This window comes from Rhodococcus parequi, assembly GCF_046042785.1.
Classification (GTDB): domain Bacteria; phylum Actinomycetota; class Actinomycetes; order Mycobacteriales; family Mycobacteriaceae; genus Prescottella; species Prescottella parequi.
Genome location: NZ_JBDLNV010000005.1, coordinates 269077 through 285172, shown reverse-complemented (window position 1 = coordinate 285172; position 16096 = coordinate 269077). Strand labels below are relative to the sequence as shown.

Annotated in this window: 14 protein-coding genes; 5 read left to right on the top strand and 9 right to left on the bottom strand. The window is 70.3% G+C overall.

The window, feature by feature from the left end:
- Positions 1 to 40: 40 nt before the first annotated feature.
- Both ABEU20_RS15840 and ABEU20_RS15835 read left to right on the top strand, forming a co-directional pair.
- Entirely contained in the window at positions 41 to 2035 is a 1995-nt protein-coding gene (locus ABEU20_RS15840; protein ID WP_420165339.1) for an SDR family oxidoreductase, read from the top strand.
- Positions 2036 to 2164: 129 nt separating this feature from the next.
- The gene (locus tag ABEU20_RS15835; protein WP_420165563.1) at positions 2165 to 3622 is read left to right on the top strand and encodes a flavin-containing monooxygenase; all 1458 of its coding nucleotides are present in this window, start codon (positions 2165 to 2167) and stop codon (positions 3620 to 3622) included.
- 7 nt (positions 3623 to 3629) lie between these two features.
- On the opposite strand, the gene ABEU20_RS15830 is transcribed toward ABEU20_RS15835, so the two are convergent.
- The 7 genes from ABEU20_RS15830 to ABEU20_RS15800 are packed head-to-tail and all read right to left on the bottom strand — an operon-like array spanning position 3630 to position 10937.
- Positions 3630 to 4550, bottom strand: a complete 921-nt coding sequence (locus ABEU20_RS15830) for a sucrase ferredoxin (RefSeq protein ID WP_420165338.1) — start codon at positions 4548 to 4550, stop codon at positions 3630 to 3632.
- A gap of 21 nt (positions 4551 to 4571) precedes the next feature.
- Positions 4572 to 5147 (bottom strand): YdeI/OmpD-associated family protein, encoded by a 576-nt coding sequence (locus tag ABEU20_RS15825; protein ID WP_420165337.1) that lies wholly within the window; start codon positions 5145 to 5147, stop codon positions 4572 to 4574.
- Between the two features lies 1 nt (position 5148).
- The gene (locus ABEU20_RS15820; protein WP_420165336.1) at positions 5149 to 5670 is read right to left on the bottom strand and encodes a hypothetical protein; all 522 of its coding nucleotides are present in this window, start codon (positions 5668 to 5670) and stop codon (positions 5149 to 5151) included.
- Positions 5671 to 5708: 38 nt separating this feature from the next.
- Positions 5709 to 6476 (bottom strand): alpha/beta fold hydrolase, encoded by a 768-nt coding sequence (locus ABEU20_RS15815; protein WP_420165335.1) that lies wholly within the window; start codon positions 6474 to 6476, stop codon positions 5709 to 5711.
- Entirely contained in the window at positions 6473 to 8563 is a 2091-nt protein-coding gene (locus ABEU20_RS15810) for a heavy metal translocating P-type ATPase (RefSeq protein WP_420165334.1), read from the bottom strand. The genes ABEU20_RS15815 and ABEU20_RS15810 overlap by 4 nt, the downstream gene beginning before the upstream one ends.
- A 38-nt stretch (positions 8564 to 8601) precedes the next feature.
- Complete coding sequence (locus ABEU20_RS15805) at positions 8602 to 10158, bottom strand: DNA polymerase Y family protein (RefSeq protein ID WP_420165333.1); 1557 nt, start codon at positions 10156 to 10158, stop codon at positions 8602 to 8604.
- Positions 10155 to 10937 (bottom strand): hypothetical protein, encoded by a 783-nt coding sequence (locus ABEU20_RS15800; protein ID WP_420165332.1) that lies wholly within the window; start codon positions 10935 to 10937, stop codon positions 10155 to 10157. Before ABEU20_RS15800 ends, ABEU20_RS15805 begins: the two co-directional genes overlap by 4 nt.
- A 166-nt stretch (positions 10938 to 11103) precedes the next feature.
- On the opposite strand from ABEU20_RS15800, the gene ABEU20_RS15795 reads away from it, so the two are divergent.
- Complete coding sequence (locus tag ABEU20_RS15795; protein ID WP_420165331.1) at positions 11104 to 12333, top strand: serine/threonine-protein kinase; 1230 nt, start codon at positions 11104 to 11106, stop codon at positions 12331 to 12333.
- A 13-nt stretch (positions 12334 to 12346) separates the two neighbouring features.
- On the opposite strand, the gene ABEU20_RS15790 is transcribed toward ABEU20_RS15795, so the two are convergent.
- Together ABEU20_RS15790 and ABEU20_RS15785 are read right to left on the bottom strand one after the other, a co-directional pair.
- Entirely contained in the window at positions 12347 to 13021 is a 675-nt protein-coding gene (locus tag ABEU20_RS15790) for a response regulator (RefSeq protein WP_420165330.1), read from the bottom strand.
- A 9-nt stretch (positions 13022 to 13030) separates the two neighbouring features.
- Positions 13031 to 14386, bottom strand: coding sequence for an ATP-binding protein (locus ABEU20_RS15785; protein ID WP_420165329.1), 1356 nt, complete (start codon positions 14384 to 14386; stop codon positions 13031 to 13033).
- Positions 14387 to 14490: 104 nt separating this feature from the next.
- Here ABEU20_RS15785 and ABEU20_RS15780 point away from each other — a divergent pair, with 104 nt between their 5' ends.
- Positions 14491 to 15783 carry a PspC domain-containing protein gene (locus ABEU20_RS15780; RefSeq protein WP_420165328.1) on the top strand — a complete coding sequence of 431 codons (1293 nt, stop codon included), beginning with the start codon at positions 14491 to 14493 and terminating at the stop codon, positions 15781 to 15783.
- Positions 15784 to 15817: 34 nt separating this feature from the next.
- Positions 15818 to 16039 carry a hypothetical protein gene (locus tag ABEU20_RS15775; protein WP_420165562.1) on the top strand — a complete coding sequence of 74 codons (222 nt, stop codon included), beginning with the start codon at positions 15818 to 15820 and terminating at the stop codon, positions 16037 to 16039.
- Positions 16040 to 16096 lie beyond the last annotated feature (57 nt).

Genomic DNA, 16096 nt, shown 5'->3' with positions numbered 1-16096 from the left:
CCCTGGTGACACTCCTTACTTCGGAGTAAGTTCCGGGGGTATGGCCACGTACATCGTCACGGGCGGCACCGGGTTCCTCGGCAGGCACACGATCGAGCGACTGCTCGAACGGGAGCCGTCGGCACAGGTCCACGTACTGGTCCGGCCCGGATCTCTGTCGAAGTTCGAGCGCCTGGCCGACCATTGGCCGGACAGCGACCGGGTCCACGCGTTGGTCGGCGATCTCACCGAACCGGACCTGGGACTCGAAGCGGCGCCACCGGCCGCCGACCACGTGCTGCATCTCGGCGCGATCTACGACCTCACCGCGGGCGAGGAGCAGGCGTCGACCAACATCGACGGCACCCGGGCGGTGATCGACCTCGCCGACCGCCTCGGCGCGACCCTGCACCACGTCTCGTCGATCGCGGTGGCCGGCGATCATCGCGGCCGCTTCACCGAGGACGACTTCGATCTCGGTCAGCGCTTCCCGACCCCGTACCACCGCACCAAGTTCGAGGCCGAACGCCTGGTGCGGACGTCGGCCGTGCCGTGGCGGGTCTATCGACCGGCGGCGGTGGTGGGCAGTTCGGTCACCGGCGAGATGGACAAGGTGGACGGCCCCTACTACTTCTTCCCCGCGCTGGCGGCGCTCGCGAAGCTGCCGTCCGCACTACCCGTCGCCGTCCCGAAGCTGGGATACACCAACGTGGTTCCGGTGGATTTCGTCGCCGCCGCGATCGTCGAGTTGATGCTGCGGCCGAATCTCGACGGCCGAACCTTCCATCTCGTCTCCCCCGACGCCCAGCCGGTGCGGCAGATCTATGCCGCACTCGCGAAGGCCGCGCACGCCCCCACCCCGATCGCCGATCTCCCAGGAGCACTCGCCCGGCCGCTGCTCGATCCGCCCGCCCCGATGCGTGGAGTCCGCGACGTCACACTGCGCCGGATGGGCGTCCCGCCGGTCATGCTCGACCACCTCACGCTGCCGACGCGTTTCACGACGGAGCAGACACGAGAGGCACTGCAGGACAGCGGCATAGCGGTGCCACCCTTCCCGTCGTACGCGGGGACGCTGTGGGCGTACTGGCGCGAGCACCTCGACCCGGACCGCGCCCGACGCGACGACCCGGCCGGCCCGCTCGTGAACCGGAACGTCGTCATCACCGGCGCGTCGTCCGGCATCGGACGCGCGGCCGCGATCGCCACCGCCGCCAAGGGCGCGACGGTGCTGCTGCTCGCCCGCCGCGCCGACGAACTCGACGCCGTGGTGTCCCAGATCCGCGAGACGGGTGGATCGGCGCACGCCTACCAGTGCGACATCACCGACAGCGAAGCCGTCGAGCGCACGGTGAAGTCGATTCTCGCCGAACACGATCACGTCGACATGCTCGTCAACAACGCGGGCCGGTCCATCCGGCGCGGCCTGTACCGCTCGACCGACCGGCTGCACGACTTCGAGCGCACGATGGCGGTCAACTACTTCGGCGCGGTGCGCATGGTGCTGGCACTGCTGCCGCACATGCGCGAGCGCCGCTACCGCCACATCGTCGACATCAGCACCGCGGGCGTGCAGGCCCGGACCCCCCGCTTCGCGGCATACGTCGCGAGCAAGTCCGCCCTCGACGCCTTCGCGGACGTCGCCGCCGCCGAGACCCTCTCGGACGGCATCACGTTCACCACGATCCACATGCCGCTGGTCCGCACCCCGATGATCGCGCCGACCGGTCAGTACAACGCCGGCCCCGCCGCGAGCCCGGAGAAGGCCGCGGCCATGGTGGTCCGCGCGCTGATCGACAAGCCCAAACGCATCGACGTCCCGGTCGGCACGCTCGCCGAATTGGGCGCCATGTTCGCACCGCGCCTCAAGGACCGCGCGCTGTCGCAGATGTACCACGCGTTCCCGGATTCCCCGGCCGCGCGCGGGGAGGCCGCAACCGAGGCGCCCCTCGCGCCCCAGGCGTCCACCCCCGCCCCTCGACCGACCGGTCCGACCGCCTCCGCCGCGCGACTCGGGCGTCGTCTGGCCCGGCTGATTCCGGGCACGCACTGGTGACGCGTTTGCACTGGTGAACGGGTGTATTTCGTCCCACGAATCGCACAGAATTTCGATTCGCGAGTTGGCCAAACCGTCTTTCGCTGTGCTAAGCAAGAAGGAGGGATCAACGAAAATAGGGAGAAAACTTTGACGCCAAGGATCGCGATTTTGGGAGCCGGTCCGAGTGGCCTCGCACAGTTGAGGGCATTCGAGTCAGCGCGGAAATCAGGTCTTGGGTCGATGCCCGAAATTGTTTGTTACGAAAAGCAGAGCGATCTGGGCGGCATGTGGAACTACACGTGGCGCACGGGTCTCGACCAACACGGCGAACCGGTACATGGGAGCATGTATCGCTTCCTCTGGTCCAACGGGCCGAAGGAATGCCTGGAGTTCGCCGACTATTCTTTCGAGGAACATTTCGGCCGACCGATTCCGTCGTATCCGCCGCGGGCCGTGCTGCACGACTACATCATGGGACGCGTCGATCAGGACGACGTCCGCAAGTACATCCGTTTCGACACCGCCGTCCGGTGGGTCGAGTACGTTCCGGCGGAGAAGTCGGAGGACGGCCCGGGCAAGTTCGCGGTGACCGTCGCCGATCACGCCAAGGATGTGCTCGAGACCGAACTGTTCGACCACGTGGTGGTCGCAACCGGACATTTCTCCACGCCCAACGTTCCGCATTTCGACGGCATCGAGGATTTCCCCGGACGCGTCCTGCACGCCCACGACTTCCGTGACGCGCGGGAATTCACAGGTAAGCGCCTCCTGCTGATCGGCAGCAGCTATTCCGCGGAGGACATCGGCACCCAGTGCTTCAAGTACGGCGCGGCCGAGGTGACGTTCAGCTACCGGTCCAACCCGATGGGCCACGACTGGCCGGAGGGGCTGTCCGAGGTACCGCTGCTCACCGGGATCGACGGCAACACCGTGCACTTCCAGGACGGCACCAGCCGTGAGGTGGACGCGATCGTCCTGTGCACCGGGTACCGACATCACTTCCCGTTCCTGCCCGACGAACTGGCGCTGAAGACGAACAACCGCCTGTATCCGCGCGACATCTACAAGGGCGTCGTCTCGCAGGCGAATCCGCAGTTGTTCTTCTTGGGCATGCAGGACCAGTACTTCACCTTCAATATGTTCGACGCCCAGGCCTGGTATGTGCGCGACGTGATTCTCGATCGCATCGAATTGCCTGATCGCGAGGCCCGCGAGCGGGATATCGATGCGTGGCGCGAGCGCGAGGAAAACCTGCGTACCGCGGTCGACGAGATCGATTTCCAGGCCGCCTACATTCGCGACCTGGTCGATCGGACCGACTATCCCGAATTCCACGTCGAAAAGCAGGGCGAGCTTTTCAAGAAGTGGAAGCAGGACAAAAAGAACGACATCATGGGCTATCGGAACTGCAGCTACACGTCGACGCTGACCGATACCGTCGCGCCGCCGTTGCACGACGAGTGGATGAACATTCTCGACGATTCCGCGGAGTCTTTTCTCGCCAACGATTTCGGAATCAAGGGGCGTTCCCGCGGGCCGCGCAAGGTGACTCCGATCGGGTCGCCGCACGCCCGCCCGGCGGCCCGCGTCGCCGAGTCCGGCTGACGAATCGCTACATCGAACTCCCCGCCGACACCTCGGCGGGGAGTTCGTGCACGTTCACCGCGACGACCGGGCGGACCGGCTTGGCGTCCGCGCCGCAACTGGCCGGCCGGGCCGACAGCTCACGCTGCGCGAGCGACACCCGCCAGCGGCGCCCGTCGCGGTGGCTCACCACGGGGTCCGGCACCGTCTCGTCCACCGTCAGATCGTCGGTTCCGGCCGGCACGTCCTCACGAACCGCCACCTCCGCGACCTGCCCGCGCTGTCCCCAGATGCTGCGCCCGCGCAGTCCCGGCAGGTAGACCTCGTCACTGCGCGCGGCGCGCACTGCGAGCCCACTCTCGGCAGGGGTGAGGCGGCCGTAGGTGTTGCCGCTCGGCAGCAGGATCATCGACGGCGCGAACCGGTGTCCGCCGGTGTGCGAGCACTCCCACACGTCGTCGGGAAACTCCTCGGCGAGCGTCGCCGCGACCGGACGCCCCAGGACCGCACAGCACTGGTCGCGTTTGCCGTGCGCGCACACCAGCACGACCGGACCGTCGACGCGCTCCCCCAGCCCCGGCGCCGGGCCGGCGACCCTCGACAGATCGATGTCGAGCAGGTCGGCGACGCGCGCGATCTCGAGGCGCTCGCACCACGCGTGGTCCGGGTGCGAGTTCGCCAGCAGCACCGTCCTAGTGCCGCGCATCTGCTCACTGCGTCCCGGACGCCGGATGAACATGATGCGGGCCCCGGCCGCGGCGGCCCGGTCCGACAGCGCCCCCGCCAGTTCGGCACCCAGCGCGGTCCCGTCGAGCACGTCGCGCCCCCACGCTCCCGGATACTCGACGCACACCCATCCCGCGACCTGCGCCGCGGTGCCGGGCAGTGGTTCGTCCGCGGACAACACCGAACACGTGAAGGGGCCAGCCTGAGGTACCGATTCACTCACCCCGTCATTGTGTACCGACACTCACCCGTAGAACTTCCGGCCCTCGGCAAACTGCTCGACGAACGACGCGATCCGCCGGGCCCGGGTCTCCGGACGTTTGGCGTCCTGGATGCGGTACAGCGCCGCGAACCGGTTGCGGCTGTCGAGGGTCGCGAAGAATGCTTCCGCTGTCGGGTTCGCGGCCAGCGCGTCGGCGAAGTCCTGCGGCACCTGCGCGTCCTTGGGTCCGTCGTAGGCACGCTCCCACCGTCCGTCGGACTTCGCGGCCTCCACCGCGGCCAGGCCCGACGGCTCCATCAGCCCACGCTCGAGAAGGGCCTCCACGGCCTCGCGGTTGCGCTTCGACCACGGACTGCGGGGACGGCGGGGAGTGAAGCGTTGCAACCGGAAGTCGTCGTCGAGCCTGCGCGCCTGGCTGTCGATCCAGCCGAAGCACAGCGCCACCTCCACCGCCTCGGGATAGCTGACGGTCGGGTGCGGCGATCCCTTCTTCGCGAGCTTCAACCACACCCCGGGAGACGAGGAGATGTTGGTGCGCAACCACTCCCGGAACGCGGCCTGATCCGCGAACTGTTCGATCGGTAGTTCGTCGGCCATGTCAGCGTCCGCGCCACACCCGGGCGAAGCCGCGGGTCAGGTACGCCAGCGACCCGAGCGCGAGCACCCACTTGGTGGTGCTGACCGCGGTCGTCGCGCGGATGGTGCGGTCGGTGATCCGATACCGGTGATCGAGCAGGTACAGACCGGCGACGTTCTCGATGTAGTCGCCTGCGGCCGCGGCGACGGGAGCGGCGAGCAGCACCCGCTTGACCGTCGGCGACAGCGGAGCGAGCTGGTCGAGACGCCGCGCGCCGGCCCGCAGGGCGGCCGCGTAGAGAACCGGGTGCACGAAGTCCGGGTAGAAGTGGCTGCGGTAGCGCTCCGTCTCGGCGGCGTCCATCCCGTCGAGGACCGTCCGGTACGCGTGCGCCGACCGGGCGGTCTGCGTCTTCAGCAGCTTCGGCCCGACCGGGCCGAGCAGCCGCAGGATGTTCGCCTGCGACACCACGAAAGCACCCGACCAGGCGATCAATTTACCGTTTGCACCAAGTGCTCCACCCCGGAAACCCATGTCCCGCATACTGCCACGCGGGGCGCGGGTTCAGGGCCGCATCAGGGTCAGGGCGCCATCAGGAAGGGCAGTACCGCGTTCTCGAAGTCGCGGAAACGGTCCCGGTGGATGCTGTGCCCGCACGCGAACGACACCACCTCGCAGTCCCGGATCGCCTGGACCGCGACGTCGAGCAGTACCGGGTCCACCATGCCGGTCGGCCCGCCTCGCAGGATCAGGGTCTTCGCCTCGATGTCCGTGAGGCGTTGCCACCACAACGGATGCGGCTCGTGGAACTGGGTGAGCGCCGACGCCGTCATCGACCGGTCGAACGCCCACACCGCGCGTGGGCTGCGCAGCATGCTGGTGGTCGCGTGCCACAGCTCGACGAGCGACGGCAACCGCCCGCCGAAACTGGGAACGGGATCGCCCGGCCGGAGCGGCAGCGGCGCCTCCTCCAAGACCAGGCGGCGCACCAACTCCGGGCGCTGCTGCGCCACCAGCGACGCCGCATGCCCGCCCAGTGAGTGCCCCACCAGGTCCACCCGGTCGAAGTCGAGGTCCTCGCACAGCCCGAGGATGTCGTCGCCGAACTCACCGAACAGGTACGACGCGGCCCGTGCGCTGCGACCGTGACCGCGCAGATCCACCGCCAGGACCCGACGTCCTCGCGCCGTCACCGACCGCGCGAACCGGTCCCACGTGCGGTTGTCCCCACCCATGCCGTGCACCAGGATGACCGGAACCTGATGCGTCCCAGACGAACCGCCACTGTCGCGGTAGGAAATCGTGTGACCGCTGCGGGTGACCGTCGTCTCGGTGAGCTGCACGGTCATCGAGCGTAGTCGGGCTCTCGTTCGGGAACGGAGCGGGTCACCCGCTGCGGGGTGAGGTTCAGCCGACGCAACAACTGGGCGTTGGCCGCGACCACCACCGTCGACGCCGACATCAGGATCGCGCCGATCTCCATCGGCAGCACGAACCCGACCGGGGCGAGCACGCCGGCCGCGAGCGGCACCGAGATCACGTTGTAGCCCGCCGCCCACGCGAGGTTCTGCACCATCTTCCGGTATGTCGCGTGCGACAACTCGATCACCGACACCACTGCACGCGGGTCGTCGCTCACCAGCACCACCCCGGCCGACGCGATCGCGACGTCGGTGCCGGCGCCGATCGCGATGCCGACGTCGGCCTGCGCGAGCGCCGGCGCGTCGTTGACGCCGTCGCCGACCATCGCGACCCGGCGTCCGGCGGCCTGCAACTCCTTGACCTTCGCCCCCTTGTCCTGAGGCAGCACCCCGGCGATCACGTCGTCGATGCCGAGGTCGTCGCCGACCGCACGGGCGACGGCGTACGCGTCACCGGTCAGCATCACCACCCGCACGCCGCGGGCGTGCAGCGCCTCGATCGCGTCGCGGGACTCCGGGCGGATCTCGTCGGCCAGGGCGAGCGCGCCGACGACGCGACCGTCGCGCAACACGTGCAGGACGGTCGACCCCTGCGCCGCCCACTCCTCGGACACCGGCAGCGCCGACGCTCCGTGACCGTCGAGCATGCCCGGCCCGCCGACGCTCACCTCGGCGCCGTCGACGGTCGCGGTGACACCGACACCGTTGCGTGCCTGGAACGCGGTGGCCTGCGGGATCCGCAGGTCGCGGTGCTCGGCCGCCGCGACGATCGCGCGCCCCAGCGGGTGCTCGCTGTCGCGTTCCACCGCCGCGGCGAGCGCGATCAGGATCTCCTCGTCCACGCCCGGCACCGCACCGGCCGCTACCAGGGCGGGCTCGCCCTTGGTGAGCGTGCCGGTCTTGTCGAACAGGACGGTGTCGACGGTGCGCATCGCCTCGAGCGCCCGCCGGTCGGTGATGAGCACGCCGGCGCGGGCGGCCCGTTCGGTGGCGATCGAGACGACGAGCGGTATCGCCAGACCCAGCGCGTGCGGGCACGCGATGACCAGGACCGTGATAGTGCGGGTGATCGCCTCGTCGGGGGTGCCGAAGATCGACCACACCAGCAGCGTGACGACCGCCGCGCCCAGCGCGAACCAGAACAGCAGCGCGGCGGCCCGATCGGCGAGCACCTGCGCCCGCGACGACGAGTTCTGCGCGTCGGCGACCAGTCGTTGGATCCCGGCGAGCGCGGTGTCCGCACCGACCGCGGTGATCTCGACCCGCAGCGCCGAATCGGTCGACACCGTCCCGGCGACCACGGAGTCGCCGAGTTCGCGGCGCACCGTGCGCGACTCCCCGGTGATCATCGATTCGTCCAGGTCACCGGCACCCTCGACGATCCGCCCGTCGGCCGGGATCCGTCCACCCGGACGCACCATGACGACGTCGCCGGTCGTCAGGTCGGCCGTCGAGACGGTGGTGACGGTCCCGTCGACGCCGATGCGTTCGGCCTCGTCCGGCAGCAGGGCTGCGAGGGAATCGAGCGCGCTCGACGCCTGCCCGAGGGAGCGCATCTCTATCCAGTGACCGAGCAGCATGATCACGATCAGGAGCGCGAGTTCCCACCAGAAGTCGAGGTCGTGTCCCAGAATGCCCAGGCTCGACCCCCACGACGATACGAACGCGACACTGATCGCGAGCGCGATGAGCAGCATCATGCCGGGTTGACGCGCCCGGATCTCGCTCACCGCGCCGGTGAGGAACGGCCGGCCGCCCCACACGAACATGACCGTGCCGAGCAACGGCGAAACCCATTCCACCGCAGGGTTGTCCGGCAACGTGTAACCGACCAGGTCGGCGAACATCATGTTCGCACCCACGACCGGGATCGCGAGAACCAGCATGATCCAGAAGAGTCTGCGGAACTGGGCAACGTGATCGCCGTGCCCGGCGTGACCCGAGTGCCCGGCATGGTCCGAGTGCCCGGCATGTTCGGCGTGCCCCTGGTGAACGTCTTCTCCGTGCGGCCTCATGATCCCTAACCTATACCCCCTATGGGTATTCTGCAGCACTATTCGTAGATGCCTTCCACTCCCCACCTTCCTCCCTCGTAGATCAGAAGCAAGGCCCGCGAATCGGCGAGCAGGACCTGCGCCCGGGAGGCCGCACGCGCAGCCGAGGCGTCCCACCACCGCTCGTCGACCGACCACGGACCCGCCCAGCCCTGCACACCCCAGTCCCGACTCCCCCAGCGCAGTCGTGCGGGTACGGCACTGAACTCGCCCCGCCCGGTCACCTCCACCGGGCCGCCCGAGCGATCCTCGAGCGTCACCGCGGGGATGTTGGGCAGCACCGTGGACGGCGCAGGTTCGGGCAGTCGCCCCGGCCACGGCGCCGACGGATCGGCTCCGGGAACCAGCTCGTCCCCCAATGACACCAACGTGATTCGATCCATCGGCCCCCTGCCGCCGCTGAGCACACCCACCTGGACCGCCTCGCCGCCGAGCAGGCCCTGCACCCGGACCAGCGCCCGCCGGGCCCGCTCGTCCTCCTCGCCGACGCCGCCCCACAATCCGAGTTGCAGCGCACCGGCCGCAACCACCTCAACCGGTTCGAGGCTCAGCACCGTGATCCCGGCGGTGGGCCGCGAGTCGCTGCGCCCGGTGAGCCAGCCGTCCAGTTGCCAGCGGATCCGGTCCGCGGTGCCCTCCGGCGTCAACGGCTCGGCGCACCGCCACGTCCGGCTCAGGTGCTCGCCGTTGCCGGTGCTCGCCGACACCTGCAGCCGGGTACATGCCACCGACGCCGCCGAGAGTTTGGCGTGCAACCGCTCCGCCAGCGCCCGCCCCGCGAACGCCGCGGCGTCGACCCGCTCGATCGGGGGATCGCACTGCTGCTCCACCTCGAGATCCGGGGGCAGCGGCCGCGCCGACGGTGGCCGCTCCGGTTCCCCGCGCGCGGTCCGGTGCGCGAGGACGGCGTCGGTGCCGAACCGTGACGCCACGTCCACCGCGGACAGCGCGGCGAAGGCCCCGACGGTGCGCAACCCGAGCCGGCGCAGCAGATCGACCAGGTCGGTCCGATCGGGCGCCGCGAGGCTGGGCTCGGCCGCGATCTCCGCGATCGGCAAGGGTGCGAGGAACCGGGCGCCGCCCCCGCCCGGCACCAGCGCCGCGTGCCGGGCCGCGATCACCGCGGTGGACAGTTCGTCGGCGATCCCGATCTGGCATTCGACACCCGCCGCCGCGACCGCGTCCACGAGCCGCTCGGCGGCCGCCTCCTCGGATCCGAAGTACCGGATCGCGCCGCGAGCCGCCAGGACCAGCAGACCGGGACGCAGCACCTCGACACCCGGCGCCGCCTCGTCGACGGCCGCCGCCACGGATTCGAAGAGTCGCGCATCTCGCTCCGGATCGGACTGCGCCACATGCAGTTCCGGACACCGGGCCTGCGCATCCCGGCGCCGCAGCCCGCGACGCACCCCGTCGGCCCGGGCCTGCGCCGAGCACGCGATCACCCGATTGGCCAGGAACACCGCCACGGGCCGGGTGGCCGGGAGGTCCGCGACGGCGGCCGCGGCCACGGCGGGCCAGTCCGGACACCACACCGCCAGCACACGCGAGCTCATCGGACGGCCGCCTCCGGCGCGAACGCGACCGCCTCCGGAACCCACTCGACCCGGCCCTGCGTGGACCGCACGTCGAGGCAGGCGGTCCGCGTCTGGAACGAGCGCCCCTGCGCCCGCACCGCCAGCCGGACCGACCGCAGCCTGCCGCGTCCGGCATCGGCCCCGCGCCCGACCCCGTCGTAGCCACGCACCCGCGCCTCCAACCGGACCTCGGCCCCGCCCCAGTCCCCGTCGGTCACGATCAGCGTGGACTGCTTGCTGCGGGCCCGGGCCACCACGGCACGCGCCCGCGACGGGGGCACCGAGACGCCGCCCAGCCCGAGCACCACCAGATCCATGCCGTCGAGTAGCACCGCCGCGACCTCCACGGGGTCCGGACCCGGGTTCGGCACGAACGCCAGCCGGCGCAACTCGGCACCCATCTCGGTGGCCGCGAGCAGACCGAGTCGAGGACAGCCGATCACGGCCGCGTGCCCGCCGTCCGCGGTCACCGAGGCCAGCAGACCGAGCAGCAACGAGGTCGCCCCGGAGATCGAGACCACCGATCCACGCGCGAGCCCACCACGCGGCAGGAGTGCGGACAGCGGCCCGGGCACCGGAAGAACCCGATCGCCGTCCCGGCTCTCGCGGCCGTCCGCCGTCTCCCCACGCGACGGCACCGCCGCCATCCGGCGGCGCAGATACTCCAGGCGCTGCTGCCGCGTCAGCCCCGCCAACGGGGCGGACTCGTCGGGCTGTGGCCCGGGTGGAGGTACGGACAGTCGGGCGGGTTCGGTCATGGGCTGCTCCCCGGGGGCACACGCTGGTTCTTCAGGTTCTCGGCACGCGCGGGGAAGACACGAGCACTCGAATTCTCGTTCGAACACGTTTTCGAATCCTGTTCAGTAAAGCGCCCCCACGCCGGGACGTCAAGGGAACCTCCGCGAATCCACTAACCTCGGGGACGTGACTCAGCAGGAACGCTCCGGACAGCCCCGACGCAGCCGGGCGGTCGTCGGACCGGACTACCTGATGGCGGGTAGATACCGGCTGCGTTCCAAGCTCGGCGGCGGCGGAATGGGCGCGGTGTGGCTCGCCCACGACACCCTGCTCGACCGTGAGGTGGCCGTGAAACAGGTCACCTCCACGGCCGGCATGGACGACGCCGCGGCCCGCGAGGTCCGGCAGCGCGCGCTGCGCGAGGGCCGCAACGCCGCACAGTTGTCCCACGAGCACGCCATCGCGATGTACGACGTCGCCGTCGAATCCGACGAGCCCTGGCTCGTCATGGAGTATCTGCCGTCCCGCAGCCTCGCCGAGGCCATGAGCTACGTCGACACCCTGCCGCCGCTGCAGGTCGCGCAGATCGGTGCGCAGATCGCCGCGGCGCTCACCGACGCCCACGCGGCGGGCATCCTCCACCGCGACATCAAGCCCGGGAACATCCTCGTCGCCGATCGCGGCGACGCGCTCGGCATCGTCAAGATCAGTGACTTCGGGATCGCGCGCGCGAAGGGCGACGCCCCCAGCGGCAAGGCCGGCGTCATCACCGGAACCCCCGCGTACTTCGCCCCCGAGGTGGCCCGCGGCGACGACCCCACCGAGGCCAGCGACGTCTTCTCGCTCGGCGCCACGCTGTACACCGTCGTCGAGGGGCAGCCGCCGTTCGGACTCGACACCGATCCGATCGCGCTGCTGCACCGGGTGGCGAAGGCCGAGATCTACCGGCCGAGTCTCAGTGGGCCGCTCACCGACACGCTCCTGCACATGCTCGAGCCCGACCCGGCCCGCCGTCCCACGATGGCGCAGGCGCGTGACGCCCTCGCGGCCGTGGCCCTCGGCTCGGATGCGGTCGGGCGGACCGGACTCCTGATCGGCGAACCCGTCAAGACCTCCGACGGCGCCATCCCGAACTGGGCGTACCGCTCGGCACCGGCGGCGATCCCCCGACGCCGCCTGACCCCCACGACGGCCACGGATCTTCCTGCGGTGCAGTCGAACACGCCGCTGGGTTCGGTTCCCCGCCCGGCCGGACGCACGTGGCTGCGTCAGCTCACCGACGGACTGAACGGCCCCCAGGCCCCGACCGATCTCCGTGGCCGGGTCGTCGCGGCCGCACCGCTCGCGATGGCCGTCATGGTCGGCGTCATCGTGCTGGCGCTCGTCATCGTGCTCATCGTCGCGCTCCTGGCCTGACGCGCCCCGGCAGTCAGTCGATGCGGCGGCGGTGTGCCCAGCGTGTGAGCGCATTCCGGTTGGACTGCTGCGTCTTCCGCAGCACGTTCGAGGCATGCGTCTCGACGGTCTTCACCGAGATCACCAGTTCCTCCGCGATCTCCCGGTACGTGTAGCCGCGCGCCAGCAGACGCAGCACCTCGAGTTCCCGCGGGGTGAGCGAGTCCAGTTCCGGATCCAGCGGCGGCTCCGGCGCGCTCGACCGTCCGGTGAACGAGTCCAGCACGAACCCCGCGAGTCGCGGGCTGAAGACGGCGTCTCCCCCAGCCACCCGGCGCACACCGTCGGCCAGCTCCGCACCCGAGATCGTCTTCGTGACGTAGCCGCGCGCACCGGCCCGGATCACCGCGATGACGTCCTCCGCGGCGTCGGACACGCTGAGCGCCAGACACACCGGGCCCGAGTCGATCCCGTGCAGCACGGCGACACCGCCGCCGTCGGGCATGTGCACGTCGAGCAGGACCACCTGCGGTCGCAGCGCGTTGATACCGGCGATCGCCTCCGCGACACCGCCGGCCTCGCCGACGACTTCCATGTCCGCCTCGCGCCCGAGTTCGGCACGCACCCCCGCCCGGAACACCGCGTGATCGTCGACGAGGAACACCCGGAACTTGTCGGGGGTGGTCTGTGGCGAGGCCGTGAAAGTCACGGCCCCACCCTAGGACATCGGTTCGGCCTCGTTCACGACGTCCTCGGCGTCGTCGTCCGACACCGGCCGCGGCATGTGGATCCGCACCTCGGTTCCCTTGCCCACCGTGGAGCGGACCTCGACCCGACCACCACGGCGTTCGATCCGGGCGCGGATCGACTTCGCCAGCCCCTGCCGATCCTCGGGGACGGTGTCCGGATCGAAACCGACGCCGCGATCGCGCACGAACACGCTCACCTGGTCGCGTTCCGTTTCGGCGTACAGGTCGATGCTCGACACCCCGGAGTGCTTGGCGGCGTTGACGAGCGACTCGCGGGTGGCGCCGAGCAGCGCCGTGAAGCACTCCCGCGACAGCCCCCCTCCCTCACCGCCCTCGGCCGCGAGCTCCACGTCGCCGACGGTCACCGGTCGCACCGTGACGCCGTGCTGGTCCTCGACCTCGCCGGCGATCGTCTGCAGGGCCTCCGACAGGCTCGTGTGGGCCGTTTCCCCGCCCCCGAACAGCCACCGGCGCAGCTCCCGTTCCTGTCCGCGCGCGAGTCTGGTCACCTCCTGCGGCGAATCGGCCTGCTTCTGGATCAGCGCGAGGGTCTGCAGGACCGAATCATGCAGGTGCGACGCGATCTCCTCGCGTTCCTCGTTGCGGATCCGGGCGGCGCGCTCCTCCCCGAGCGCCCGCCACAGCCGCAGCCACAGCGGCACCGTGAGCAGGCCCGCGCCGACGAGCGTCACGACGACGGCCAGCAGCGACGAGCGCAACGCATCGAGGTCGATCTGGGCGAGCACGACGACGCCGAGTCCGGTGACGATCAACGTCACGCCGCCGAGGATCCGGGCCCACGTGAGCACCGTCGGTCGGCGTGGGAGTCCGAGCACCGACCGAGACCCGTCGACGTCGAATTCGCGCCACACCAACGCGGCACCGATCGCGACGACGAGGAACGGGGTGACGACCGATGCCGCGGTACCGCTGACCAGCCAACTCAGGCTCGCGGCGACCGCGAGCCCGATGACGGCCAGGCCGATCGCCCGGCGACGCTCCGACGTGTCCGGCCGTTCGGTGTCCGTACCCTGCGGGGTGAAGATCCACAGCAAGCCGTAGGCCACGATGCCTGCACCCGCCAGCGACGCCAGCAGGGCGAACGCGACACGCACCTTGAACACGTCGACGTCGAGGTGATCGGCGATGCCCCCGGCCACGCCGCCGACGATGCGGCCGCCCGCCCGACGCTCGAGCTTCGGGTAGAGCGGTTCGTCCACGGCGGGAACCGCCGAGACGGCGAGTATGGGCGCGTTCGTCGCCTCGTTCGGATCGGCCAGGGGTTGCACAGTCTCGATCCTGGCACGAATCCGGATGTCGGACATCAGGGCCCGACCCTGAGATTCCCGCCGTCCGATCGGGCGGGTCAGGGAAAGATCAGGGTAGTTCCCGATGGTGTGAACCACGCGCCGACCGGAACGATGGATGCATGACCACAGGGAGCTTTTCGGATCAGCTTCACGACCTCTGGCGGACCCGGCCGTTGCGGCTGCCGCAGCAGGGACATGTCGCGGGTGTCGCGGCCGGAATCGGCCAGCGCTACAGCGTCGACCCCGTCCTGGTGCGCGTCGCGTTCGCCGTGTCGACGCTCTTCGGCGGCGCCGGCATCATCCTGTACATCGCATGCTGGCTGTTGCTGAGCAAGCCGGGCGACCAGGTGTCCCCGGCCGAATCGCTCCTCGGGCGCGGCCGTAGCTCGCAGTCCGGCACCAAAACCGTGGTGCTGGTCGTCGCCCTCGCGATCGCACTGAGCACGATCGGACCGATCGGATTCGGGATGGGCGGCTCGGTCGTGCTGAGTTTCGCGCTCATGCTCGGCGGCCTGTGGCTCCTCTATCAGCGGCAGCCGGTTCCGCCGCCGCTCCCGGCGAGTGTCGCGCAGGCCGTTCCGAGCCACCCGGTCACGTCTTTCCAGACCGCGCAGGCCGGCGCCTACCCGCCGCCCGCGTACAGCCCGTACACGCGGCTGCCCGATCACTACGAACCGTCCCCCGCGCCGCCCGTGGACAGCGGCACCGGGGACTCGGGGCACACGAGTCCCACTCCCCCCGCGTGGGATCCCCTCGGGGTTGCTCCGTTCGCATGGGATCTGCCCGAGCCCGCCCGTGCCCCCGAACCGCCGGCCGAGTTGCCGCGCAAGCCGCGCAGCCGATTCACGTCCGTGGTCCTCGGCCTTGCGGTTCTCGCCGCTGCCGCCGCTACCGGCGTGTGGGCCGCGACCGGGGCGGAATGGTTGTCCCCCGCCCGGATCGGCGCGATCTCACTCGCGGTGATCGGCGCCGGACTGCTGCTCGGTGCGTTCCTGCGCCGCGGCTACGGACTGCTCGTCGTGGGGTTCCCACTCGCCGGATTCGTGGTCCTCGCCTCCATCGTCGGACCGCTGAACTTCGATGAGTCCAGGGTCGGCGAACGCACGTGGACGCCCCGATCGATGGCCGAACTCGCCCCGGTGTACGAGGGCACGGCGGGCGACTTCACCCTCGACCTGCGTCAGCTCCCGCTCACCGAGAACCGAGACGTGCACATCGACGGCAAGCTCGGCAACTACACCGTGATCGTGTCGCAGAACATGGACGTCCGCACCGACTGCTCCGTCGTGCTCGGCTCCACCGATTGCATCGGGGACGCCGCCGTCGACGGAGGCGCAGACGGCGTCGGCGGGCCGGTTCTGAACCTGAAGGTCGACAACAAGGCCGGAGAAGTGAGGGTCTACCGTGGCTGAATTCGCTGACAACTCGGACATCCCCGGCTCGGACATCCCCGAGGACACCGACGAGCACACCCCGCCGACGGCGTCCCGACGCCCCTCGATCGGCCTGTTCCTCGCCGGCCTCGCTGCACTACTGATCAGCGTGTGGGCCCTGGTCGGACCGTTCTCGCTCGAGCCCCTCGCGAACGTCGAGTTCCGCTGGCTGTTCGTCGTCGCGGCCGTCGTCATCGGCGCGGTGCTGGTGTTCTCCCCGGGACGGCGGCGCTAGCCGCAGAAAACGACAGCGCCCCGGCCTGTGTGGTGGCCGGGGCGCTGTCGCGTGTCA